A 22,328-nucleotide genomic window follows, 5' to 3' on the forward strand; every position below is an offset into this window, starting at 1 on the left:
ACATCCATCAAGTTCACCCTTTCTGCTAAATGTAATTATCTTTCCCTTATTAATTATAACATATTTTATAAGTACCGCATTATTCACTTTTCAAAGAACATCATTATTATTAGTTGCTACGCAAAATTTACATAGTATGAACTTGTACTATTCCTCATATTCAATGAATATCTCATCACTGCTACATTCTTTATCTAAGTTTATTTTTGAATAAGATTGTTTTACATTCATCATATACATATCAAATTTATTCATAAATCTTAATGATCCTAAATCACTCGATTTTTTCCATTCTAAGTGAAACTCTTTATCATATTTTTTCCAACGAGTTATCGTGAATTCTATATTTAGTTCTTCATCTTCTTCACATTCAAATCTAACGATATAATTTTCATAATCACTCCAATTACTGCTTACTTCTTCTGCATTTAGTGTTGTATTAATATATCCACCCTCATAATCATAATTTTCGATATTATCCTTATCTATTTCTTTTTCACAATATTCGCACCATTTATTATAGATATCTGTTAAATTTATTTGATTTGGGATACCATCCGTTGACATCAGTTCTTTGAAATTTTCTAAAAGCTTCTTATTTTCTAATGCTGAATTCTTTAAAACATCTACTAATACACAATCCAGTTTAGTTATATATTTACCATAATCATAATTTTCTAAATAAGGTATCATAACGCTTTTGACCTTATCTTGAATTACTTTTTTAATTTCTCCGCTGTAACCAAACATATCTTTAATAGCTGTAGCAACACACTCTTCTAGCTTTTCAGCTATAACTTTTTCAATTACACCTTTTTCTATCTCATTTGATATACAATCTTTAATACTTTTTTCTAAATTCATATTTCTAACCTCACTTTAATTTATTTTTCTTATATCGAGGGGACAAATCCCCTCATTATTTGCAGTAACCTTAACATTAGCAATCTGTAATCCCTACTAATGTGCCCTATAGTCCTGCAAGCTTATCTCATTAGCCTTATTGGCAAAACTAAATCCTTTTTATTTTTTTCATCTGTTATTAAAATTGGAGAAACTGCATTACTCATATATAAAGTCACATTCGCTGTATAATTTTTTAATGCTTCTAGCATATACTTTGGATTAACTCCTATCTCTAACTCTTCTCCTTCAACTTCTGCCCCAATATATCTCCTAATATTAAGTCCCTGGTTCTTTGCCGATATATATGCACTATCAACATTGAATTTAATTTTTATCAAGCCACTATATCCACGATCTACCTTAACCATTTGCTTACATATTGTCCCCAGCTCAGAAGCTTTAACAATTACTTTTGTCTTATGCTCTTTTGGCAATAGGCTTTCGTAACTTATAAATTTTAAATCATCACCGTTTTTATCTTTTGTGTTTTTTGCTGTTATGGATATCCATCCAAAACATATTTTCATGTATTCATTATTCTCATATACCGTTGCTATGTCACTTTTAGTAAAGTTTTTTAACAATCCTACGATGTGGCTTGGTATCAACATAGGCTTATCTGTTATGTCCTCTATATTACTTCTAACGCTCATTCTATATCCGTCTAATGCCACAAAGTTACATTTATCAATATATATACATTGAATTGTTGGTCTAAAATTATCTTTGGCTACTGCATATATAACCTCAATTAACTCTGAAAAATTAGTTATATCAATACATCTGCCTTTTTCCATTTGTACTTCTTCTATTGGCTTACTCCCTTCATCAGACAATTGTATCTCCTGATCTTTAGACTTAATCACATTATTTTCCATAATCAAACTTGTCTTTCTTGGTAATAATGAAAATACTTGTCTAGGTATTGATAAAACTCCATCTTCATTACTGCTATTGTTAGGTTCAATTATCTCAACTTGATATTCACCTAATGAAGATTCTGCCAGTAGTTTAACTCTTCCATTTTTAACTGATATCTCATATGAACCATTTTTAACTAATTTAGCTAGTAAAAATAATGATTCACTATTAACTATTGCTTTCATTTTCTCCCTCCTTATCCCATCCTAAGAGCTTCTTTTCTAAATCATCATAGTCATATTCTCTTGCTTTAAAATTATTGAATTTTGAAACAGTACTGGAGTTGCATTCTGATTCTGGTTGTTTCCAACCATCCTTAATTGCTGTTAATAATGCACCCACTTTATTTCTTACTTTCTTCATATGTTTTAATATCTCTAGTTTTTCAACAACAACAGCAACAGTAACATTATTTTCAACACAATATTTCTTAATGGTTTCTATATCTTTAGTTTCAAAATCACTTCTAAGAATATTATCTAAATTTTCTAGTTGTTGTTCTATATCTAGTTCTATATCTGTCTTTGTCTCTGTTTCTGTCTCTGGTGGATGAATGTCGGACATTTGTCCACTAACTAATAATTTTTGTTTTTCTTCGTCTATTCTCCTTCTATATTCTCTTTTTCTATCCCCTTCTGAACTACTTTGTCCAATAAAATTTTGAATATCTAACATAAATATTGCTCCATTATCAAGAACCTCTATTAATCCCATTTCTCCGAATACTGATAAAGCCTTTTCTACAATCGAAACACTATGATTAGTTACTGTAGCAATCATCTTCGGATTATATGGTATGTGATCTTTAAACATTAACTTTCCATTATTCTTTAAAGATTTTAAATATAGCTTCATCAATATATCTGAGAATAAATATCCATCATCTAAATTTTGAAGTATTTTAATATCTTCTGATTCAAAGAAATCTTCTTTGATTTTTAAATAGTAATATTTTTTGCAATCACTCATGTTTATCACCTATATTCTGTGTTATAATAATATTGATTATTCTGTTAAGCTACTTGGACTACTTTGGTCGGTGTCCTTGTAGTTTTTTTTAATGCGTTATACACTTGCATTCTTAATGCTTCTCCATTTATTCCAAACTCTTTTCCTAGTTCATTCCATGACATAGTTTGTCTTAAGTATTTTAAATTTAAAGCTTGCTCTTTAGTAAGATTTAAATTTTTCTTAGGTAATTTATCTGGTCTTAAATTCATTAATCCCAAGGCATCTTCGGATGAATTATTTGTCAATATAGATATACATAGTGCATACCAATTATCATTCACTTTCTTTTACGCTCCTTCCCTATATAAAGTTCCTTTGCCTTCCTAAGTGCTGCTTGATAAGTTAATCCTCCTAAACAAAGTCGCCTAGTCTCATCTGCTATGTCTTTATTAAGTTTGTCTTTATAAGCTGCATAAACTGCTAACTTTCCCATACTACCTCCAACTTCTTAAAATTCTTCTAATGAACTTAGAAAACTTACTACGTTTCCTATAGGTTGGTGAAACTGAATTTACGTATAAATTAATATCATCCACTATTTAGGCACCTCCCCAACTATTCCAGTTATCTTATTTAAAATAAATAATGTATCTGTTGTATTCTTTACTACTAAGTAGCAAGCTACCTCATAGCCTTTAGAGCTAAGAAATCTCTTTTGTTCCCTTGTTAATTTCTTGGCATTTTTCAATAAGTCACCTTCTTTCGCTGTTCTCTAACAATAAGATTGTCCAACTCTTGACTTAATCTAATAGATTCATTGTTCAAAGTTGCATTTACTTCAAGATAATTATTTAAATTATTTTTAAAATGATTAGTTATTGCTTCTCCTATATCTTTTGCTTTACAACGTACCATGAACCCTGTCATTTATTAATCCTCCTCAACTAATATTTCTTTTTCTTCAAATTTTCCTTTACTTTCTGTATTTACATTGCAACAAATATATTTATTTTCGTAAGAATCATACCTCATGACTTCCCACGTTTCTCCTTTGTTTTTGAATATTGCACCTATTTCTATCAACTTTAATTCCTCCTTTTTACTTTGATATAAAAATGTGGTAATATATTGTTGAAAAGGGGGTGTAATTTATGGTTTATAATATTTCTTACGACTTGCATGCGCCTAAACAAAAATACGATCAACTTCCCGAATTAATTTTGAAAATTTCAAATGGTAAATGGTCACACATTTTAGATTCTACTTATATAATTCAGTCATTTAGTTCTGCTGAACAAATCTATAATTCTTTATTACCAGCATTAGATCACGATGATAAAATATTTATTTCTGAAATTACTCAAAGTTATTATGGACAATTAAAAACTGAACAATGGAGATATATTGAAAATTTGTTTTAATCTGGTCTTGTACAATTAGAGCCTGTGCAAATGCCCTCTGATGTAGATGGTACAAAATTATGCTGCTCTTGAACTGGTACTTCTTGAGCAGTTCCTACTGGTATACCCATTTCATCCCTAACTAACTTAATATGAGCATCTGTAATAACTACTGTACAATATGGGTCGCAATTATTTTTTAAATAATCAGCTACTGGTTTACATATTTTTTCTAATTCTTTTATTTGGTTATCTTTCATTCAATTTTTCCTCCTTCTCAACTAATTCGTAATACTCCATATTGCCATCGGTTCTATCGAGTTTATTTAATTCGCATTGATCTAAATCTAACTTTCCAATTATTGAATCATCAGATATTAATTCTGCAATTGTTTTATCATCATTGAACTTAATTTCATTAATGATAAGTATCATGCTTTTACTTGATGTCATTATGCAAACTTTCATTTTAATGTTTCCTCCTTAATCTTATTCTCGTTCCGATACTCTCTTAGCCTGTAGTGAGTTTAGTATTTCCTATAGGCATTGCCTACGTATTAACTACAGCTTGACCAATATAACTAAGTTAAAAATTAACTGAATCGCTTCTAAATCTATGTCCTACTGATAAAAGCCTGTCGATTCTTAAATGTTTAATAAAACCTCTTTTAACTTCACCTACAACTTTGGGAATTATCATTTCATTAAATGAATTAAATATTCTCCATCCTATAGTGATAACTGATAAATGATTTTTGCCTAAACCTTTATAATACAAATAAATTCCTCCTTAAAATTTAGTTATCTTTGAGTTTTAGATGTGCTTGTCTGAAATTTTGGTATGTTAAGAATGAGTTATACACTCTTCAATAAAAGTTGCTACAGAATTATATTTAATTACCGGAATGTCTTCCCATTTACTGACCTTAAATTCATCAAATATTTTTGATTTAGCTTTCTTATAAACTTCCATATTCGAATTGATTGAACGCATATCATACTTTTCTTTTAGAGTATATTTAAGCTTGTCTGTAAGAGTCCGTGTATTCTTAGTTCTAAACCCTATCATTTCTGCTATATCATCTATTTGTTTATCTTTAGCCTGTATACTATCTTGTACATATTCTTTTAATCCTAATGTGAAAGTTTGCAACCCTTGAACAACATGTCCCATTACTTGCATATTTTCAGCTAAGTAAGCAATTTGCTCTATTTGTCCACTATTTACTAAATTCCCTTTTTCTCTTTCTTCATCCAATGTAACTAAGAAATTCTTAAATCTATTTGCTTTTTCACTATGACATTCAAGTGCTAATCTTTTACTTAACCAACTACTCATATAAATTGAATTTCTATCATCTGTATTTTCTATTTCTTCTAGAATGTATGTGATTTCTTCTTTTATTTTTTGTGGGGTCGAGCCTTCGACCTTTATAGGATTTGCTTTCTTTTTAATATCATCCCATCTAATCTTTACACCTTGTCCGCTGTTGTTTTTTCTTACTAATCCACAACATTTAGCCACATGAACTAAATTAATAAGTGTTGCTCCTTTATCTGTTTTGACTTTTACTTCTTGACCTTCGAATAATTTAATATTGTTCATCTTATCCCTCCTTTCTAGCTCACTCTAGAATGTTCTTCATCTTTTGCGTTACATTTTGGTACCATCGGAGTAAAAAAAATTTCTTCTACTGATAATCCAAACGCACTTGCTATACTTGCCGCTTCCAACATTGTCCACTTTGGTATTTTACTACTTAACCTTCTTTGTAAAGTAATATGTGTCATGCCTGTTTTTTTACACAAAATACTTTGTGTCCATTTTTTGTATTTCAATAACAATTTTATATTATCCTTTGCATACTTTAAGTCTTTCTCCATGTTTTCGCCTCCTTTGTTACATCTTGGTATCAGTATAATGCTAATTTGATAGCAAGTCAATACTTTTTAGATATATTTTTATTATTTTTTGATTATATATATTGCATTTTGGTAACACTTGTAATATAATTTAGTATAATAAGTTTAGGAGGATATATCAAAAATGAAACAAATAAGTTTAGAAATTTTCGCAAAGAGGTTAAAAAAGTTAAGAGAAGATAGCGGCTTAAGTACACGTGCCCTTGGCGAATTAATTGGAACAAGTAACGCCACAATTTCACGCTATGAAACTGGTAAACGTGACCCTGACTTAATTTTAGTTCACAATATAGCGAAACACTTCAATGTTACTATTGAATATTTATGTGGTGAAGATACTGACTCTGATGAAGAAAGTTTAATCAAAATGTTTTCTGGATTATCAGAAGAATCTAAAAAAGATGCTATTAAATACATTACATATTTATCTGAAAAGGAAAGGTGATATATATGGAAGGTTCCGTTACAAAACGTAAAGATGGGCGTTGGCAAGGCGTTGTTGATATACCAACATTAACAAACAAGAGAGTTAGAAAATATGTTTATGCTCCTACACGCCAAGAATGCAGAAAAAAAGTAAATGCATTAATAGAAGAAATCGAAGGCAATGGAATGATAAATCCAAGCAAAGCCAAATTCAAGGAGTTTTCTGAAATTTGGTTAAATACTTATTGCGTAAATCTATCGCCTACAACTGTAAACGAATATAAAAGAAGTGTTGATAAATATGCTTGTGCATATTTGGGTGATCATTTAATGACAAAAATTCTTCCAATCAACATACAAGAAATGATTAACGAATTTTCTAAAGCACATTCTAGAAAAACATGTAAAAATCTCCTTTCAATTTTAAGTGCAATATTTAATTACGCAAAACTTAATAAGATATTAAAAAACAATCCATGTGATGGCGTTAGATTACCAAACAATAAAAAAGTATATAAATATTATATCTATAACGAAGATGAATTTAATACTTTACTTGATGTAGTTACTGGAACAAAAGAAGAAATCCCCATTTTATTAGCAGCACTCTGTGGACTAAGAATGTCAGAAATAATGGGGTTAACATGGGATGATATTGATTTTAATAAAAGAATTATATCAATACAAAGAGCTAATGTTCATGTGAAAGGTGAGGTTATAGAAAAAAATACAAAAACTAAAACATCTTACAGGAAAATTATTGCGCCTAGATATGTTATAGAAAGATTGTCTTTATATAAAGGTGTTGGGTATGTTTATCCTAAGAAAGATGGATCTGCTGAAAATGGGAACAATTATAGCAATAGATTTTCAAGAATGTTGAAAAAAAATAAATTTCCACATACACGGTTTCATGATTTAAGGCATTTTAACGCTACAATGATGTTAAAAAATGGAATAACTGATAAAGAGGCAGCTGAAAGATTAGGACATTCAGATACAAACATGACTAAGAAATATCAGCATGTATTAGAAAACATGAAAACAAGGTCAGCAGACATACTTGATAGTATAGTAATAAAAAAAATGGATGTCAAAATGGATGTCGAATAGCTTGTAACCATTGGTAAAATGGTGCAGGTGACGGGACTTGAACCCGTACGTTATTCAACACACGCCCCTCAAACGTGCCTGTCTGCCAATTCCAGCACACCTGCAAAATATTAATTAACCATTTAATAATAATTCATTTTCACTAAAAATTCAAGTAAGTTTTATTAAATATTTAAGTTAATTCTCAGGGATTCCCTAAGAATTAACTTAAGAAATGTACATTAAAAATACTTTTAATCATATCTATGGTTTCATCTTTATTAAAATAGCTGCTTTCTTTACTATAAAAATATTGGTAGACTTGATAATAAGTATCAACTTTATCAACATATTTCTTTGTTTCACCAAAAGGTATATAATCTATACTTTTTCCATCCGAAGAATATTTTTCATTTTGAAGCCATGACTGTACGTTAGTTGGTCCTGCATTATATGCAGCAATTGCTAAATCTAAATCACCATCAAAAATATCATTTAATCTTCTAAGATACCAGCATCCCATTCTAATGTTATATTTTTCATCATATAAATTTTCTTTAGAAAATGTACTATATCCCATTTCTTTAGCTGCCCATTCACCTGTTTCAACAGTTATTTGCATGAGACCTACTGCATTTTTATGTGACTTAGCATCTTCATTAAATTTGCTTTCTGTTTTTATTACTGCTAATACTAGCAATGGATCTAAATTATACTCAGAACTATAAGCATCTACATATACTTTATACTTATATGGAAAAAAATTCTCTTTAATAACATATCTAGCTCCCACTAAAACTGCTACTAAAATTGCTGCTAAGATTACTAATCTGCAAAAGATTCTTTTTAGAAATTTCATTCTTTTCTCCTTAACTAGCATATTAATTTCATAAAATCAATTAAATCATAAACTTGCTTTTGAGTTTCAATTAAATCAGCATTGTTATCAACAATAATATTTGCATACTCCTTTTTTTCTTCCATAGGCATTTGTGAATTTATTCTGCTAACAGCTTCTCCTTTAGTTAACTTATCTCTGTTCATAACTCTTTGAATTTGAACTGAATTGTCAGCATATACAAGAATAATATAATCCATCTCCTCATGCATATTGTTTTCAATTAAAGTTGGTGCATCTATTATTACTATTTTTTCACATTTTTTTTCATAAGCTTTTATATTAGATTCTATTGATTGTTTAATATAAGGCATAATTATACTTTCATATTTTATTCTTTGCTTTGGAAATCTAAAGATATGATTTCCAAATTCTTTTCTTCTAAATTCTCCTTTCCAATCAAAAAAGCCGCTTCCGAACTGAGTGCGAACCATTTCTAATATTTGAGGATTTTTTTCAAGAACTTCTTTAGCTATACAATCCGCATCTATAATTTTAATTTTTTCATTCTTTAGGATACTTGATACAGTGCTTTTCCCTGTACCTATACCTCCTGTCAAACCAATCTTGATCATTTTTATATAAACCACCTTTATTACAGTTAAGAGTTAACACCCTTTAGGATCCCCTGTTGGGTATCAACAGTTAAGAAAAAATCCTCGAGGGATTTTTTCAGATTATTGTTAATTTCCATAATTTATTTTGCTTCGTACCATGTATTACCAAAATTCACATCTACGTCAAGTGCTACTTTTAGTTTAATAGCCTTTTCCATTTCATGTTCAACTAAATTTTTAACTTCTTCAAATTCTTCCTTCTTTACATTTAATATAAGTTCATCATGAACCTGAAGAATTAACTCACTTTTTAATTTCTTTTCATTTAACTTATTATAAACATTTACCATAGCAAGCTTTATTATATCCGCGGCACTTCCTTGAATAGGTGCATTCATAGCTAATCTATCACCTAAAGCTTTTACTATTTTATTAGAAGCTTTTATTTCTGGTATAAATCTCCTTCTATTTAAAATTGTTAATACATACCCAGTCTCTTCTGCATCTCTAACTATATTCTCCAAATATTTTTTTATTTTGGGATATCTTTCAAAGTAAATATTCATATATTCTTCTGCTTCTTTTTTTGTAATCTTTAAATCTTGAGCTAAACTAAATGCACCTATTCCATATACAATTCCAAAGTTTACCGCCTTTGCTCTACTTCTCATAAGAGGAGTAACTTCATCTATTGGAACTTTAAAAACTTCTGAAGCTGTTTTTGTATGAATATCACTATGATGCTTAAATGCATCTATCATATTTTCGTCATCAGCAATATGAGCAAGCACCCTTAATTCTATTTGTGAATAATCACAAGAGACAAGTATATCACTTTCTTCCATAGGAATAAATACTTTTCTTATTTCTCTTCCTAATTCATGCCTGATTGGAATATTTTGAAGATTAGGCTCTGTGCTTGATAATCTTCCTGTAGTTGTAACAGTTTGATTAAAGTTCGAATGAATATGTCCATCTTCATCAATTACATTTTTTAATCCTTCAATATATGTAGAATTAATCTTTGTAATTTGTCTGTAATACATTATTTTAGGAATTATTTCATGCTTATCCATTAACTTTTCTAAAACTTCTTGATTAGTTGAATACCCTGTTTTAGTTTTTTTAATAACTGGCAAATCTAATTTCTCAAAAAGTATTTTTCCTAATTGCTTAGGAGAACTTATGTTAAATTCCTCTTCTGATAACTTATATATAGCTTCTTGAGTCTCATCAATTTCTTTTTGGAATTTTATTTTCAATTCATCTAACATACTTTCATTTATGTTAAATCCAATACTCTCCATAGATGAAAGTACATATATTAATGGATGTTCAACTTCATAATATAGTTTATCCATATTTTCTTTGTGAAGTCTTTCTTTCAATTTTTCATAAATAGTTGGTAAATAGCTTGAAAGTATTACTTTAAGATTATTTCCTTCTTCACTTGGATTATCTCCAACATAATAATTAACAAGCTCTAAAATTTCATATTTACTCTTTGAAGAATCAATTAAATAAGCTGCTATTGCAGTGTCAAATTCAAAACCTTTAATTTCAATTTTATATTTATTTAAAAAAGTAACAAAATTTTTTCCATCATGAATTACTTTTTTAATATTTTCATCTTCCATTAATGTTTTTAAAATTTCTATGGCTTCTTCTTTATTTTTAGAGCTTATGTCTTTAAAGTTTATGCAGGTCCCAGTATTTTCTTCGCCTAAAATTAAATATTCAAGTTCTAATTTAGAATATCTAGAAGCATCTATTAAAGTATAATCTATGTAAATTATATCTTTTTTTCCTAAAAATATTTCTTTCATTTCTTCAATTGTATCTATATTTTTCACTTGAACTGTAGATTCTTCTGAGGCTGTATCATCTTTAAATTTAGCTAAAATTGATTTCATTTCAAGTTTAACAAGCATCTTTTTAATTTCTATTATATTTTCTTTATCATTATAATTAATATCTTCTAATGTTAAGTCAATTGGAACCTCTCTCATAATAGTCGCAAGCTTTTTAGAGAATATTGCTTGTTCTACATTCCCTTCTAAATTTTCTTTAAGCTTCTTCCCCGGAATGTTATCAATATTCTTTAATACTTCTTCAACAGAACCATATTCCTTTATAAGCTTAAATGCTGTTTTTTCTCCTACACCAGGAACCCCTGGAATATTATCAGATTTATCTCCCATAAGGCCTTTAACATCTATAAATTGATTTGGAGTTACTTCAAATTCATCTATAAAAGTTTTTCTATCATAAATTGCGGTTTCACTAACTCCCTTTTTAGTAATTACAATTTTAGTACTATCAGATGCCAATTGAAGTGCATCTTTATCTCCTGTAACTATAAATACCTCTGTATCATTATTTTCCGCAAACTTAGAGACTGTACCTATTAAGTCATCAGCTTCAAAACCTTCTATTTCAAAAATTTTTATTCCCATAAACTTTAATAGTTCTTTAATAATCGGGAACTGTTCTACAAGTTCTGGCGGCATTTTATTTCTTCCAGCCTTATATTCTGCATATTCCTTATGTCTAAAGGTTGGTGCTTTTAAATCAAAAGTAGCTATTATACTATCAGGTCCAATTTCTTCTTTCATCTTAAGCAGCATATTCATAAAACCATAAATGGCATTGGTATTTATTCCATCACTATTATTCATTGGAGGCAATGCATAAAAAGCCCTATTCATAAGTGAATTTGAGTCTAAAATTAATAATTTTTTCATTAAAAACCTCCTAAATTCATTAACGCGTAAATTTAGTAGTGAGATTATCCCTACTAAAAAATTTATTATTAAGTTATATATTTTAATTTATTATACTATATTATATCCACTTAAGTATAGGTTTATAAATTAAATCAGTTTTTTTATATTTTGCTTTGATAATTCTTAAAATTAATGTAATAATTAGAAATATAAAATTACATTTACGAGGTGATATAGTTGTTTGATGATTTATTATTGAAATATGCAAAACTTGCAGTTATTAAGGGGATTAATCTACAAAAGGATGGTCTATTAGTTATAAATAGCCCTATTGAATGTAGTGATTTTGCAAAAATGATTGCAGAAGAAGCTTATAAAGCTGGAGCTTCTGATGTTGTTATAAATTATACTGACGAAAAATTTAATAAGATTAGATTTAATAATTCTAGTAAAGAGATTCTTTCTTTCACTCCAGATTTTGAACGTGATAAATATAATTATTATGTAGAAAAAGATGCTGCTTTTTTAAGTATTTCAGCATCTGATCCTGACATTTTTAAAGATGTTGATTCTGATAAAATCTCAGCATATCAGAAAAGCAAACGTAAAGCTTTAGAAAAATATCATAACGCTTGTACTTCCAATAAAAATTCATGGTGTCTAATTTCAATACCAACTGAAAATTGGGCTAAAAAAATATTTAATGAAGTTAATTCTAAAGAAGCTGTTCTAAAATTATGGGATGCAATTTTTTCTGTTATGAGATTAAAAGAAGAAGATCCTATATTAGCATGGAATAATCATGTTAATCTTCTTCATAAAAAAGTTAAAGAATTAAATACACATGAATTTGAATATTTGCATTTTACAAATTCTCTTGGAACTGATTTAAAAATAGGCTTAGTTAAAAATCATATTTGGTGTGGTGGAGAAGATACTACTCAAGCTGGCCTTAAATTTATTGCAAATATGCCAACAGAAGAAGTTTATACTACACCCAAATTAGATGATGTAAATGGAATTGTTTTTACCTCAAAACCTTTAAGTTACTGTGGGAATTTAATTAATAATTTTTCATTAACCTTTAAAGATGGAAAGGTTATAGATTACACTGCTGAAACTGGGCTAGATATTCTAAAAGAATTATTAAATACTGATGAAACTTCTAATCGTTTAGGAGAAGTTGCTTTAGTACCCTATGATTCTCCAATTTCAAATTCTAATATTATTTTTTATAATACATTATATGATGAAAATGCCTCTTGCCATTTAGCACTTGGTTCTTCGTATCCATGCTGCATAAAAGATGGGGAAAGTATGACAAAAGAAGAATCAAAACTCGCTGGCGCAAATACTTCCTTAACACATGTTGATTTTATGATCGGAACTAAAGATACGAATATAGTTGGTATAAAAACTAATGGTGAAGAAGTTCAAATATTTAAGGATGGTAATTGGGCATATTAATATAAGGCATACTTAAAGAAATAATAAGTCTATGATTAATGATATTAGATGTTCTTATAGGGACAGTAGATAGTTTTGTTTTTACACAAAACTATCTAGAGTCCCTTCTTATATGTAGCATAGCAACTCCTTTTAATCGTATATATTTTCTTTCATACACTTAAAAAGAAACTTGAGTGAAATATATCAAGTTTCTTTTCATAAGTATTAATCTTCTATATCGTTATTTTTAGGTTTACTTCTCTCAATATTACTGAAATACGTTTTTAGTTCATTGTTAAGACTTTCTACAATGTTGTTCATCTTAGCTTTAAAATTACGTTTAGCTAAAAATCTTTGAAGCCATAAAGTCATATATGAAATAAATTTCTCTGAACCTTGATCTTCTTCGATTATTATTTTAGTTGTACCATCTTTTTGTGCTTTAAACATATAAGTTGATACACAGCTTGATGCTCCTGTCGTAAAATTTGTTGATGTTGTAATTTGGTACTTTTCATTTTTTATATAATCAGTTATTTCAATTGTGCATTCTATTGGTTTACTTCCTACAGATTGTATATTTTTCTTAATCTTGCAGCCAACTGGGTTTTCTTGATTAAAATCCGAAAAATCCTTTTGAGCATTTTTCATAAAAATATGAAATACATCTTCTAATTCATATTGTACTATTCCAACAGCTTTCACTTGATTGCACCTCTTCCAATGAATTTTATTTATTCATCTATTTTTTAGTAAAATATTCAATTCCCATTGATTCACGAACTTCTCTTAACGTATTTGCTGCTACTGCTCTAGCTTTATTACTACCTTCTTTTAACATATCATATACAGCATCAATATCTTTTGCAAATTCTACTCTTCTGTTTCTTATTGGTTCAAGCTCTGATTGCAATACTTCATTTAAGTATTTTTTAACCTTCATATCCCCAAGTCCACCGCGTTTGTAGTGTTCTTTCATTTCTTCTACCGCATTCTTATCTGTTGCAAAAACATCTAAATAAGTAAATACAGTATTTCCTTCTATTTGACCTGGATCTTCTATTCTTATATGGTTAGGGTCTGTATACATTGACATAACTTTCTTTTTAATTGTATCTGCATCATCAGATAAATATATACAATTTCCTATTGATTTACTCATCTTAGCTTTTCCATCAGTACCAGGCAATCTTCCTGCATTTGAACTTGGAAGCACAGCTTCTGGTTCAACTAAAACGTCTCCATATATAGAATTAAAGCTTCTTACAATTTCTCTAGTTTGTTCAATCATAGGTAATTGATCTTCTCCAACTGGAACTGTAGTTGCTTTAAATGCTGTTATATCGGCAGCTTGACTTACAGGATATATAAGAAATCCTGCTGGAATACTATTTTCAAAATTCTTTTGTTTTATTTCTTGTTTAACTGTTGGATTTCTTTCCAATCTTGATAATGTAACTAGATTTAAATAATGCATTGTAAGTTCATTTAATTCTGGTATTTGTGATTGTATAAATATAGTAGATTTACTTGGATCAATGCCAACTGCTAAATAATCTAATGCAACTTCTGTTAAACTATTTCTTATTATTTCCGGGTTTCTTGCATTATCTGTTAAAGCTTGCTGGTCTGCAATCATTATAAAACTTTCATATAATCCAGATTCTTGAAGTTCTACTCTATTCTTTAAAGAACCTATATAATGTCCTATATGTAACTTTCCAGTTGGCCTATCTCCTGTCAATATTATTTTTTTATCCATTAAAAATTCACTCCTAAACTGTAAAAGTAACTACGCTTCTGTTTTTGTTTTACTTTGTACTACCTTATTAATAATATCTACCCTTTTATCACCTAAAACATTAGCTATCTTTACTGACATGCCCTTTTCTTTATAAATAGAATCCTTATTTGCTTCAACAATTTTCATAATTCTTTCTTCCATTTTTTCATATGAAATTAAATCATCTTCATATGTATCTACAATATCCTTTAAACATGTTGCTAACTCTTTAGGGTTTCTGTAAACTGCTCTCATCTTTTTCTCCTTAACACTAAAAAATATTTTTTAATTTATTTGAATTTATCTTAGTAAATAAGTTTCGCTTTATTATATCATTATATGTAAGAAAATTCTATATTCAAACATAAAGACCATCTTAAAAATAAAACTTTCTAAGATAGTCTAAAAAAATTCACTTGAATGAAATTTTTATAATCAGGCATATGAAAGAAAATAGACTATCTTGCTGACTTATTATTCTTTGAATATAACTAAGTAATACTGATCGTAAAATCATTAGGAACTATCATTACAATACATTTAGCACGTTTTACGACATTTGTTGTTACTGATCCTATCATTCTAGTTAAACCTCTCTTCGTAGACTTAGTCATAACTATTATTCCTATGTTTTCTTCATTAGCTTTCTTTATAATTTCGTCTCCTGGATATCCAAAGGTAAAATATGTTTTAGTTTTATAGTCCTTCATCTTTTCTTTTGCTGCTTCTAATATTTCATCTCCTAATTCTTGAGCAAACTTGATTTCATCTGCAACTATCATTTCATTTATTAATACAAGCTCTTTTACATTCATTATTACTATTTCAACAGAATCCTTTGGAAATATCTCTTTTACAAACTCTAAAGAATGCATACTTCTTTCTGTTCCATCTATTGGTATTAATATCTTCCTCTTATTCATATATACTCCCCCTTTAAATATCTAGTTAACATAATTATTCTACATAATGTCCCCAATATCCTCTATTTTTTATATAATCAATATATTTTTTTGGTAATAAATTGATACTAAGAATCTTCATTAAATTTATATAGGTTCTAGTTAATTATACAGAAAGCCTGTATAGCAATCATATGTATTTTATTTAATTAGAAATATACATTTTTATATTTATTTCTTATATAATTTATTTGCCTTCTTTCTAATAAAAACGATTATAGGGTATACTTTTATTAAAAAAACTTTGATAAAAGCATACCCTATTTATATTTTAATTATTCTTATTCAAGAATTTCCCCATTAGTTGAAATAGTAACTATTTGCCAAGGAATCAACTTTTCACTTGCTTTAAGTGCATTCTTAACTGCATTTACTATTCCTCCGCAGCAAGGTACTTCCATTCTTACTACAGTAAGGCTTTTTATCTCATTCATTTTTAAAATTGTTGTAAGTTTTTCTGAATAATCACCTTCATCAAGTTTAGGACAGCCTATTAATGTAATCCTATTTTTAATAAATTTATTATGAAAATCACCATATGAATAAGCTGTGCAATCTGCTGCTATAAGTAAATTAGCATTATTAAAATATGGAGCATTTGGTGGTACAAGTTTAATTTGAACTGGCCATTGATTTAATTGTGAAATTACTTCATTAGTGCTTGTATCACTTTTAGCTACTATTTTATTATGGTTTATTACTCGTGATTGTGAACCTGGACAACCAAAAGGCATTTTTTCATTTTTATTTACTTCTATAGTTTCTTGTTCCATTTTTCTTCTTTCCATTTTTATTTTTACTGCTTCTTCATCATAAGGTGCTGCTTCACGTTCTTCAAAAGTTATGGCACCTGTTATACATGAAGGAAGACAATCTCCAAGTCCATCGCAATAGTCATCACGTAACAATTTCGCTTTCCCATTTATCATACCAATTGCACCCTCATGACAAGCACTTGCACAAAGTCCACAGCCATTACATTTTTCTTCATCTATTTTAATAACTCTTCTTATCATAAAATTCACCATCCTATTATTTTTATACTCATGTAAATTTATTTATATAAAACTGATCACTTTTTCTATTATTTATATCAAATGATTTACTTTATGATGTTATTATACAAAAATGTACTTATTATTTCCGTTTCATTTGTAACAAACCAAAAATTATTTTAATTTTTCTAAGTTTCAAACTAATTAACCTATAGCATCAACATATTTGTTTACTATTTTATTAGCTATTTTTTCATTCTTCTAAATCAGAATCAAATTCTTCATACTAAAGTCTAATATTTTTGCGGAGTGAGTCAACGCACCAACAGATATATAATCTACACCAAGTTCTGCAATTTTTTTTATATTACCTAATTCCGCATTACCTGAAAATTCTGTTAATGCTCTTTTATTTATTAACACTACTGCCTCTTTTGCTAAATCTAAATTCATATTATCTAGCATTATTATATCCGCCCTAGCTTCTAAAGCTTCTTTTACCATTTCTAAATTCTCAGCTTCCACTTCTATTTTTCTAACAAATGAAGAATTGCTTCTCGCAAGCTCTACAGCATTTTTTATTCCACCTGCTGCACTTATATGATTATCCTTAAGCATAACCCCATCAGATAAATTAAACCGATGATTATGTCCTCCACCAACTTTTACTGAATATTTTTCTAATATTCTAAGGTTTGGTGTTGTTTTTCTGGTATCTAATAATTTTGCATTTGTATGATTTATTTCTTGTACATATTTATTGGTTAAAGTAGCTATTCCACTCATTCTTTGAAGTAAATTTAATGATACTCTTTCCCCAACTAATAAATTTCTAGTACTCCCTTTTAAAAAGCCAACCTTATCTTTTGGATATACCTTATCTCCATCGTTTTTGCATAATTTGACTTCTACATCTCCTAGTATATTAAATACCCTTTTAAAAACTTCAAGTCCTGCAGCTATCCCCTCTTCTTTGCATAACAATTCTACTGTAGAAATACTTTCTTTACCTATAATAGAGTTTGTTGTTATATCTTCATTTGTAACATCCTCAATAAGTGCATTTTTTATTATCTTATCTATAACTAAGTAGTTCATCATCCAATTTCCCCCCCATTTCTTTGATAACATTCATAGCTAATTTCTTGTTTTCTACTACTATATCTTCTATATATTTATTTAGTTTATCAACAGAGGAAACTTTAATTTCCAAATTATCAACAATGCTGTTAATTAAATTTGCAGTTCTTCTCGAAAACACAAGTCCCTCAAGTAAAGAATTACTTGCAAGTCTATTAGCTCCATGTATTCCAGTACAACTTGCTTCTCCAACTGCATATAAGTTTTCCATAGATGTTTTTGAATTTAAGTCAACCTTTATTCCCCCCATAAAAAAATGTTGTGCTGGAGACACTTTAATATATTCCTTTGTTATATCCGTTCCTCTTTTTAAACACTCTTCATAAATAGTTGAAAATCTACTTATTATATAGTCTCTCCCCAAAAATCTTATATCTAAATTTACATATGGAGTTTCAGTTTCCTTTATTTGTTCATATACAGCTTCTGAGACAACATCTCTAGGTAAAAGTTCATTTATAAATCTTTCTCCCCTTATATTTGTAAGAATTCCACCTTCACCTCTTAAAGATTCAGATATTAAAAATCTTCTTTTATTATTTCCTTCTTCATAAAATGCTGTTGGATGAATTTGAATATAATTCATATCCTTTAAAGTTATATTATGCTTTATGGCAACTGCTATCCCATCACCTGTTAATATTCTTTGATTTGTTGAATTGTTAAATAATCCCCCTATTCCACCTGTAGCTAGCACTACTGCTTTTGCATAAACATTTATTTGTTCATCTTCTTTCAATAATATTGCCCCAATACACTCACTATCTTTTTCTATTATGTCCACAAAATACGTATCTTCATAGACATCTATATTCTCTCTTTGTTTTACTTTTTCAATAAGAATATTACCAGTACTTTCCCCTGTATTGTCCTTTGTATGCACTATTCGATTTATAGAATGTGCTCCTTCCTTAGTAAAATTTAAAGTTTCATCTTCTTCTCTATCAAATTTTAATCCCATTTCTATTAAGGTATTTATATTCTCAATAGATTCAGAAATTAAAACTTTAACTGCTTCTAAATCATTTTTATACTTTCCGGCTTTTAATGTATCTTCTATATATAATGGAATATCCGAAGTACCTCTTGCAACAGATATTCCGCCTTGTGCTAAATAAGTATTACTACAGCTTATTTTATCCTTGCATACGACTAATATATTTAAATCTTTTCTTAAATTTAATGCACAATAAAGCCCTGATACCCCTGAACCTATTATTAATACATCAACAAATTTATTCATAGCTAATTACCTAGTTCATTTTCAGCTATTATAGATCCTAACTTATATGTAGCTCTTATATTTGCTAACTTGTGTGTAGTTCTTATATTTGCTAACTTGTGTGTAGTTCTTATATTTGCTAACTTGTGCATATTTTCTAAAGATCTTAAAGCTTTTTTTCTAGTTTCTTCATCTAGGACTATTTCATTCCTTAAATTTAATAGGGCATCATATAAATTTTCAAGGGTTGTCTTCTTCATATCTTGACAACATATTCTATCTCCAGGTATAAAAAAGCTCTTATTGGCATTTTTCTTTTTTAATTCATGTAAAATTCCTTCTTCTGTTCCTATTATAAATTCATTTCCAGAATCTTCAGTTGCATAATCTATTATTCCACTTGTGCTTCCTATATAATCTGATATATCTCTTATTTCCTTCGTACATTCTGGATGAACTAACACTTTCGCATCTTTATGCTTTTCTTTTACTTTTAATATATCTTCTCTGCTTATTTTATTATGGCATCTACAAAATCCATCCCATAATATAAATTCTTTCTCCGGAAAAAATTCAGAAATATATCCCCCTAAATTTCTATCTGGCAAAAACATAATTTGTTTATTCGGTACATTTTTTAATATTTTTAAGGCACTTGAAGATGTTACAGCTACATCACAGTGAGCTTTTACACTATATGTTGAGTTTATATAACAAACTACATATGCTTCTGGATATTTTTCCTTTAATTCTAATACTGCTTTTCCACTTGCCATATCTGCCATAGAGCAGCCCGCACTAGGACATGGCATTAAAACTGTTTTATGTGGTGATAAAATCTTTGCACTTTCAGCCATAAATCTAACCCCACAAAACATTATAATTTCTTCTTTGCACTCTCTAGCTATTTCACTTAAATAATAGGAATCTCCTACAAAATCTGCAAGTTCCTGCACTAATCCTGGTTGATAATAATGAGCAAGGATAATTGCATTTTTTTCTTTTTTTAATCTTAATATTTCTTGAACTAAATCTCCCCTCATATTTACACCTCTCCTCTTTTATTTTTACAGATGTATATACACCAATAGACATATTATATCACCACACTTTTTTATGTTCAACAGAATTAATAATATTAACTAAAATAATTATAAATAAAAAAAGTTACGCTTAAATTAAACTTTGAGCGTAACTTTTTCTTTATTATTATTTTGATTTTTCCATCATATTGCTTAATTGATCTGCGATATATACTGAATCTTGAATATTTGCACTAACTTCCTCCATTGCTCTAGATTGTTCTTGGGTTGTTTCAAGAGTTATTTTAGAATTTTTTATAGTTCCCCGAACTGATTCTTGTATTTTAGTTGTTAAGTCTGAAATTGTTTTTGCTGTTTCTCTAGAACTTTCAGCTAAATTTTTTTATTTCCTTTGCTACAACTGAAAACCCCTTACCAACTTCTCCTGCACGCGCTGCTTCAATAGACGCATTAAGACCTAACATTTTTGTTTGAGATGCAATACTTTTTATTGCATCAAGTATTGTATTTATTTGATCTGTAACCACACCTACTTGGGTTATCTCACTATTTAGCTCTTCCTGTTGAGATGAAATTTCTGCTGCTGATGCAGAAAGTTCTTCTACCGTTGCTATACTTTCATAAAATTGTTAGATAATCTTTTAGACAATAAATCTAATTCAATTCGGTTATATCCATTTTTAGCCAATGAATTTACAACAATAAATAATACATTAGCAGCTTTTTCTATATGTTTAAAATCCACTATGTTAACTTCATTGGCTGCATCTACAAAGTCTTGTGGATTTACATCTATCTCTTTTGCAATTTGTATAAAATCCTTTTCCTTAGGTTTATCAGTTAACATTTGTCCACCTAAAACAGTCCCTAGCAATTTTCCTTCTACAATAATAGGTGCAGCAAAATCTACAAGTCCAGCATAACATGCTCCTACAAATGGTTTTCCTGTTTTTACGGCTTCTTCTCCCATTCTTTTATGAGACGCAGCACATCTATCATCACCTTTTTTGGTTGAATGAACAAAACCTTCGCAGAACCTTGTATAACTACTAGAATTTGTTATTGGATTTCCATCTTTGTCTACAGTTACACTCGCACAATTCATTGCAAAAGCAAAATCATCTTGAAATTTTTGCAATAACTTAATATCTATTATGTCCTTTATCTCTAAAGAATTCATATCTAATTGATTTTCATCTAACATTTTTATCATAACAATCTCCCCTTCTTTTCTCTAAATATTTATATAAATTTTATTACATATAATCATCTTTGCAAACATAATTTCGAAATTATTTTCTATATTTTTTATTCACATTTAATTTATTTTTTTAATTGTCGACTTTATTTTTACTTGCTTGAATGATTTTAGATTATTTTGTAATGTTTATTTAATTTTTTCTTGTTTTTTGAAACAAATTATTTTAATTTATTCTATTGACAAATACTAGCCACAATTGTATTATTGTATTAACAACTTAGTACAATAATACAAAGGCATACTTTTGTGAAGGAGTGAGACTATGTCATGGAATTTTAATGATGAAAGACCAATTTATTTACAACTAATGGAACAAATACAACTTCGAATAGTTTCAGGTTTATATAAAGTTGGTGAAAAGTTACCATCTGTTAGGGAGATGGCAAGTGATGCATCTGTTAATCCAAACACGATGCAAAAAGCACTTACTGAATTAGAGAGAACAGGTTTAGTTTATAGTCAAAGAACAAGTGGTAGATTTATTACGGAGGATAGTAATATGATTAAAGATATTAGAAATGAACTTGCAAAAGAACAAATTGAAAAGTTTCTTTACAATATGGAAAAAATCGGCTATACAAAAAAAGAAACAATAGAACTTATAGAAATTGTATCAAAGGAGATGAAATAATGAATAATGATGAAAATAACATGCTTTACGATGATAGTAAAA

General features: G+C 28.6%; 28 protein-coding genes, 1 tRNA gene and 2 pseudogenes. 5 read left to right on the plus strand and 26 right to left on the minus strand.

Annotation, left to right across the window (positions count from 1 at the left end; translation table 11 throughout):
• Positions 1–147: 147 nt before the first annotated feature.
• The 8 genes from CLPUN_RS18900 to CLPUN_RS27770 all read right to left on the minus strand — a co-directional run bounded on the left by CLPUN_RS18900 (position 148) and on the right by CLPUN_RS27770 (position 3,861).
• Positions 148–864, minus strand: a complete 717-nt coding sequence (locus tag CLPUN_RS18900; protein WP_077848793.1) for a hypothetical protein — start codon at positions 862–864, stop codon at positions 148–150.
• A 122-nt stretch (positions 865–986) separates the two neighbouring features.
• The gene (locus CLPUN_RS18905) at positions 987–2,012 is read right to left on the minus strand and encodes a beta clamp domain-containing protein (protein ID WP_077848794.1); all 1,026 of its coding nucleotides are present in this window, start codon (positions 2,010–2,012) and stop codon (positions 987–989) included.
• Entirely contained in the window at positions 1,996–2,796 is an 801-nt protein-coding gene (locus CLPUN_RS18910) for a phage replisome organizer N-terminal domain-containing protein (RefSeq protein WP_077848795.1), read from the minus strand. The genes CLPUN_RS18905 and CLPUN_RS18910 overlap by 17 nt, the downstream gene beginning before the upstream one ends.
• Before the next feature lie 44 nt (positions 2,797–2,840).
• Entirely contained in the window at positions 2,841–3,119 is a 279-nt protein-coding gene (locus CLPUN_RS18915; RefSeq protein ID WP_077848796.1) for a hypothetical protein, read from the minus strand.
• On the minus strand, positions 3,116–3,271 hold the full coding sequence (locus tag CLPUN_RS27760; RefSeq protein ID WP_158078802.1) for a hypothetical protein: 156 nt from the start codon (positions 3,269–3,271) through the stop codon (positions 3,116–3,118). Before CLPUN_RS27760 ends, CLPUN_RS18915 begins: the two co-directional genes overlap by 4 nt.
• A gap of 102 nt (positions 3,272–3,373) precedes the next feature.
• Positions 3,374–3,526, minus strand: coding sequence for a DUF6906 family protein (locus CLPUN_RS27765; protein WP_158078803.1), 153 nt, complete (start codon positions 3,524–3,526; stop codon positions 3,374–3,376).
• Positions 3,523–3,705 (minus strand): Spo0E family sporulation regulatory protein-aspartic acid phosphatase, encoded by a 183-nt coding sequence (locus CLPUN_RS18920; protein WP_077848797.1) that lies wholly within the window; start codon positions 3,703–3,705, stop codon positions 3,523–3,525. The genes CLPUN_RS27765 and CLPUN_RS18920 overlap by 4 nt, the downstream gene beginning before the upstream one ends.
• A gap of 3 nt (positions 3,706–3,708) precedes the next feature.
• Positions 3,709–3,861, minus strand: coding sequence for a hypothetical protein (locus tag CLPUN_RS27770; protein WP_158078804.1), 153 nt, complete (start codon positions 3,859–3,861; stop codon positions 3,709–3,711).
• 68 nt (positions 3,862–3,929) lie between these two features.
• On the opposite strand from CLPUN_RS27770, the gene CLPUN_RS18925 reads away from it, so the two are divergent.
• On the plus strand, positions 3,930–4,199 hold the full coding sequence (locus CLPUN_RS18925; RefSeq protein WP_077848798.1) for a hypothetical protein: 270 nt from the start codon (positions 3,930–3,932) through the stop codon (positions 4,197–4,199).
• On the opposite strand, the gene CLPUN_RS18930 is transcribed toward CLPUN_RS18925, so the two are convergent.
• The 5 genes from CLPUN_RS18930 to CLPUN_RS18950 all read right to left on the minus strand — a co-directional run bounded on the left by CLPUN_RS18930 (position 4,196) and on the right by CLPUN_RS18950 (position 6,062).
• Positions 4,196–4,438, minus strand: a complete 243-nt coding sequence (locus CLPUN_RS18930) for a hypothetical protein (protein ID WP_077848799.1) — start codon at positions 4,436–4,438, stop codon at positions 4,196–4,198. The genes CLPUN_RS18925 and CLPUN_RS18930 overlap by 4 nt on opposite strands.
• A complete protein-coding gene (locus tag CLPUN_RS18935) occupies positions 4,428–4,646 on the minus strand; it encodes a hypothetical protein (RefSeq protein ID WP_077848800.1) in 219 nt (72 codons plus the stop codon). The genes CLPUN_RS18930 and CLPUN_RS18935 overlap by 11 nt, the downstream gene beginning before the upstream one ends.
• A 118-nt stretch (positions 4,647–4,764) precedes the next feature.
• Complete coding sequence (locus tag CLPUN_RS18940; RefSeq protein WP_077848801.1) at positions 4,765–4,956, minus strand: hypothetical protein; 192 nt, start codon at positions 4,954–4,956, stop codon at positions 4,765–4,767.
• Between the two features lie 66 nt (positions 4,957–5,022).
• Positions 5,023–5,784: a hypothetical protein gene (locus CLPUN_RS18945; protein WP_077848802.1), complete on the minus strand. Its 762-nt coding sequence runs from the start codon at positions 5,782–5,784 to the stop codon at positions 5,023–5,025.
• Positions 5,785–5,798: 14 nt separating this feature from the next.
• Positions 5,799–6,062 carry a helix-turn-helix domain-containing protein gene (locus CLPUN_RS18950; protein WP_077848803.1) on the minus strand — a complete coding sequence of 88 codons (264 nt, stop codon included), beginning with the start codon at positions 6,060–6,062 and terminating at the stop codon, positions 5,799–5,801.
• A gap of 163 nt (positions 6,063–6,225) precedes the next feature.
• On the opposite strand from CLPUN_RS18950, the gene CLPUN_RS18955 reads away from it, so the two are divergent.
• Positions 6,226–6,546 carry a helix-turn-helix domain-containing protein gene (locus tag CLPUN_RS18955; protein WP_077848804.1) on the plus strand — a complete coding sequence of 107 codons (321 nt, stop codon included), beginning with the start codon at positions 6,226–6,228 and terminating at the stop codon, positions 6,544–6,546.
• A 5-nt stretch (positions 6,547–6,551) separates the two neighbouring features.
• Positions 6,552–7,640: a tyrosine-type recombinase/integrase gene (locus CLPUN_RS18960; RefSeq protein ID WP_077848805.1), complete on the plus strand. Its 1,089-nt coding sequence runs from the start codon at positions 6,552–6,554 to the stop codon at positions 7,638–7,640.
• Positions 7,641–7,659: 19 nt separating this feature from the next.
• Here CLPUN_RS18960 and CLPUN_RS18965 read toward each other — a convergent pair.
• From CLPUN_RS18965 to polA, 4 genes are all read right to left on the minus strand, one after another.
• Positions 7,660–7,744 (minus strand) — tRNA-Leu (locus CLPUN_RS18965).
• A gap of 98 nt (positions 7,745–7,842) precedes the next feature.
• Positions 7,843–8,478 (minus strand): lytic transglycosylase domain-containing protein, encoded by a 636-nt coding sequence (locus CLPUN_RS18970; protein WP_077848806.1) that lies wholly within the window; start codon positions 8,476–8,478, stop codon positions 7,843–7,845.
• Positions 8,479–8,492: 14 nt separating this feature from the next.
• Positions 8,493–9,092, minus strand: a complete 600-nt coding sequence (gene coaE, locus CLPUN_RS18975) for a dephospho-CoA kinase (protein WP_077848807.1) — start codon at positions 9,090–9,092, stop codon at positions 8,493–8,495.
• Positions 9,093–9,214: 122 nt separating this feature from the next.
• The gene (gene polA / locus CLPUN_RS18980) at positions 9,215–11,818 is read right to left on the minus strand and encodes a DNA polymerase I (protein WP_077848808.1); all 2,604 of its coding nucleotides are present in this window, start codon (positions 11,816–11,818) and stop codon (positions 9,215–9,217) included.
• 219 nt (positions 11,819–12,037) lie between these two features.
• Between polA and CLPUN_RS18985 the strand changes: the two genes are divergently transcribed.
• Positions 12,038–13,267, plus strand: a complete 1,230-nt coding sequence (locus CLPUN_RS18985) for an aminopeptidase (RefSeq protein WP_077848809.1) — start codon at positions 12,038–12,040, stop codon at positions 13,265–13,267.
• A 207-nt stretch (positions 13,268–13,474) separates the two neighbouring features.
• On the opposite strand, the gene CLPUN_RS18990 is transcribed toward CLPUN_RS18985, so the two are convergent.
• From CLPUN_RS18990 to CLPUN_RS19030, 9 genes and pseudogenes are all read right to left on the minus strand, one after another.
• Positions 13,475–13,954 carry a DUF3284 domain-containing protein gene (locus CLPUN_RS18990; protein ID WP_077848810.1) on the minus strand — a complete coding sequence of 160 codons (480 nt, stop codon included), beginning with the start codon at positions 13,952–13,954 and terminating at the stop codon, positions 13,475–13,477.
• Between the two features lie 37 nt (positions 13,955–13,991).
• Positions 13,992–15,011 carry a tryptophan--tRNA ligase gene (trpS, locus tag CLPUN_RS18995; RefSeq protein ID WP_077848811.1) on the minus strand — a complete coding sequence of 340 codons (1,020 nt, stop codon included), beginning with the start codon at positions 15,009–15,011 and terminating at the stop codon, positions 13,992–13,994.
• 30 nt (positions 15,012–15,041) lie between these two features.
• Positions 15,042–15,287, minus strand: a complete 246-nt coding sequence (locus CLPUN_RS19000; RefSeq protein WP_077848812.1) for a TIGR04540 family protein — start codon at positions 15,285–15,287, stop codon at positions 15,042–15,044.
• Between the two features lie 236 nt (positions 15,288–15,523).
• Positions 15,524–15,955, minus strand: coding sequence for a universal stress protein (locus tag CLPUN_RS19005; protein ID WP_077848813.1), 432 nt, complete (start codon positions 15,953–15,955; stop codon positions 15,524–15,526).
• A gap of 320 nt (positions 15,956–16,275) precedes the next feature.
• On the minus strand, positions 16,276–17,010 hold the full coding sequence (locus tag CLPUN_RS19010; protein ID WP_077848814.1) for an ATP-binding protein: 735 nt from the start codon (positions 17,008–17,010) through the stop codon (positions 16,276–16,278).
• 240 nt (positions 17,011–17,250) lie between these two features.
• Positions 17,251–18,087 (minus strand): carboxylating nicotinate-nucleotide diphosphorylase, encoded by an 837-nt coding sequence (gene nadC / locus CLPUN_RS19015; RefSeq protein WP_198944371.1) that lies wholly within the window; start codon positions 18,085–18,087, stop codon positions 17,251–17,253.
• Positions 18,065–19,372 carry an L-aspartate oxidase gene (locus CLPUN_RS19020; RefSeq protein WP_077848816.1) on the minus strand — a complete coding sequence of 436 codons (1,308 nt, stop codon included), beginning with the start codon at positions 19,370–19,372 and terminating at the stop codon, positions 18,065–18,067. Before CLPUN_RS19020 ends, nadC begins: the two co-directional genes overlap by 23 nt.
• A gap of 119 nt (positions 19,373–19,491) precedes the next feature.
• Positions 19,492–20,394 (minus strand): annotated as a pseudogene (gene nadA / locus CLPUN_RS19025) (quinolinate synthase NadA); the annotation flags it as partial.
• A gap of 166 nt (positions 20,395–20,560) precedes the next feature.
• A pseudogene (locus CLPUN_RS19030) lies at positions 20,561–21,607 on the minus strand (PocR ligand-binding domain-containing protein).
• A 310-nt stretch (positions 21,608–21,917) separates the two neighbouring features.
• Between CLPUN_RS19030 and CLPUN_RS19035 the strand changes: the two are divergent.
• Positions 21,918–22,286 (plus strand): GntR family transcriptional regulator, encoded by a 369-nt coding sequence (locus tag CLPUN_RS19035; RefSeq protein ID WP_077848818.1) that lies wholly within the window; start codon positions 21,918–21,920, stop codon positions 22,284–22,286.
• Positions 22,287–22,328: the final 42 nt, after the last annotated feature.

This window comes from Clostridium puniceum (assembly GCF_002006345.1).
Lineage (GTDB): Bacteria > Bacillota > Clostridia > Clostridiales > Clostridiaceae > Clostridium > Clostridium puniceum.

Bases quoted from the DNA above. Each gene is read 5' to 3' on its own strand.
- CLPUN_RS18900 (WP_077848793.1), bottom strand. From the start codon at position 864: ATGAATTTAGAAAAAAGTATTAAAGATTGTATATCAAATGAGATAGAA.
- CLPUN_RS18905 (WP_077848794.1), bottom strand. From the start codon at position 2,012: ATGAAAGCAATAGTTAATAGTGAATCATTATTTTTACTAGCTAAATTA.
- CLPUN_RS18910 (WP_077848795.1), bottom strand. From the start codon at position 2,796: ATGAGTGATTGCAAAAAATATTACTATTTAAAAATCAAAGAAGATTTC.
- CLPUN_RS27760 (WP_158078802.1), bottom strand. From the start codon at position 3,271: ATGGGAAAGTTAGCAGTTTATGCAGCTTATAAAGACAAACTTAATAAA.
- CLPUN_RS18920 (WP_077848797.1), bottom strand. From the start codon at position 3,705: ATGACAGGGTTCATGGTACGTTGTAAAGCAAAAGATATAGGAGAAGCA.
- CLPUN_RS18925 (WP_077848798.1), top strand. From the start codon at position 3,930: ATGGTTTATAATATTTCTTACGACTTGCATGCGCCTAAACAAAAATAC.
- CLPUN_RS18930 (WP_077848799.1), bottom strand. From the start codon at position 4,438: ATGAAAGATAACCAAATAAAAGAATTAGAAAAAATATGTAAACCAGTA.
- CLPUN_RS18935 (WP_077848800.1), bottom strand. From the start codon at position 4,646: ATGAAAGTTTGCATAATGACATCAAGTAAAAGCATGATACTTATCATT.
- CLPUN_RS18945 (WP_077848802.1), bottom strand. From the start codon at position 5,784: ATGAACAATATTAAATTATTCGAAGGTCAAGAAGTAAAAGTCAAAACA.
- CLPUN_RS18950 (WP_077848803.1), bottom strand. From the start codon at position 6,062: ATGGAGAAAGACTTAAAGTATGCAAAGGATAATATAAAATTGTTATTG.
- CLPUN_RS18955 (WP_077848804.1), top strand. From the start codon at position 6,226: ATGAAACAAATAAGTTTAGAAATTTTCGCAAAGAGGTTAAAAAAGTTA.
- CLPUN_RS18960 (WP_077848805.1), top strand. From the start codon at position 6,552: ATGGAAGGTTCCGTTACAAAACGTAAAGATGGGCGTTGGCAAGGCGTT.
- CLPUN_RS18970 (WP_077848806.1), bottom strand. From the start codon at position 8,478: ATGAAATTTCTAAAAAGAATCTTTTGCAGATTAGTAATCTTAGCAGCA.
- coaE (WP_077848807.1), bottom strand. From the start codon at position 9,092: ATGATCAAGATTGGTTTGACAGGAGGTATAGGTACAGGGAAAAGCACT.
- polA (WP_077848808.1), bottom strand. From the start codon at position 11,818: ATGAAAAAATTATTAATTTTAGACTCAAATTCACTTATGAATAGGGCT.
- trpS (WP_077848811.1), bottom strand. From the start codon at position 15,011: ATGGATAAAAAAATAATATTGACAGGAGATAGGCCAACTGGAAAGTTA.
- CLPUN_RS19000 (WP_077848812.1), bottom strand. From the start codon at position 15,287: ATGAGAGCAGTTTACAGAAACCCTAAAGAGTTAGCAACATGTTTAAAG.
- CLPUN_RS19005 (WP_077848813.1), bottom strand. From the start codon at position 15,955: ATGAATAAGAGGAAGATATTAATACCAATAGATGGAACAGAAAGAAGT.
- CLPUN_RS19010 (WP_077848814.1), bottom strand. From the start codon at position 17,010: ATGATAAGAAGAGTTATTAAAATAGATGAAGAAAAATGTAATGGCTGT.
- nadC (WP_198944371.1), bottom strand. From the start codon at position 18,087: ATGAACTACTTAGTTATAGATAAGATAATAAAAAATGCACTTATTGAG.
- CLPUN_RS19020 (WP_077848816.1), bottom strand. From the start codon at position 19,372: ATGAATAAATTTGTTGATGTATTAATAATAGGTTCAGGGGTATCAGGG.
- CLPUN_RS19035 (WP_077848818.1), top strand. From the start codon at position 21,918: ATGTCATGGAATTTTAATGATGAAAGACCAATTTATTTACAACTAATG.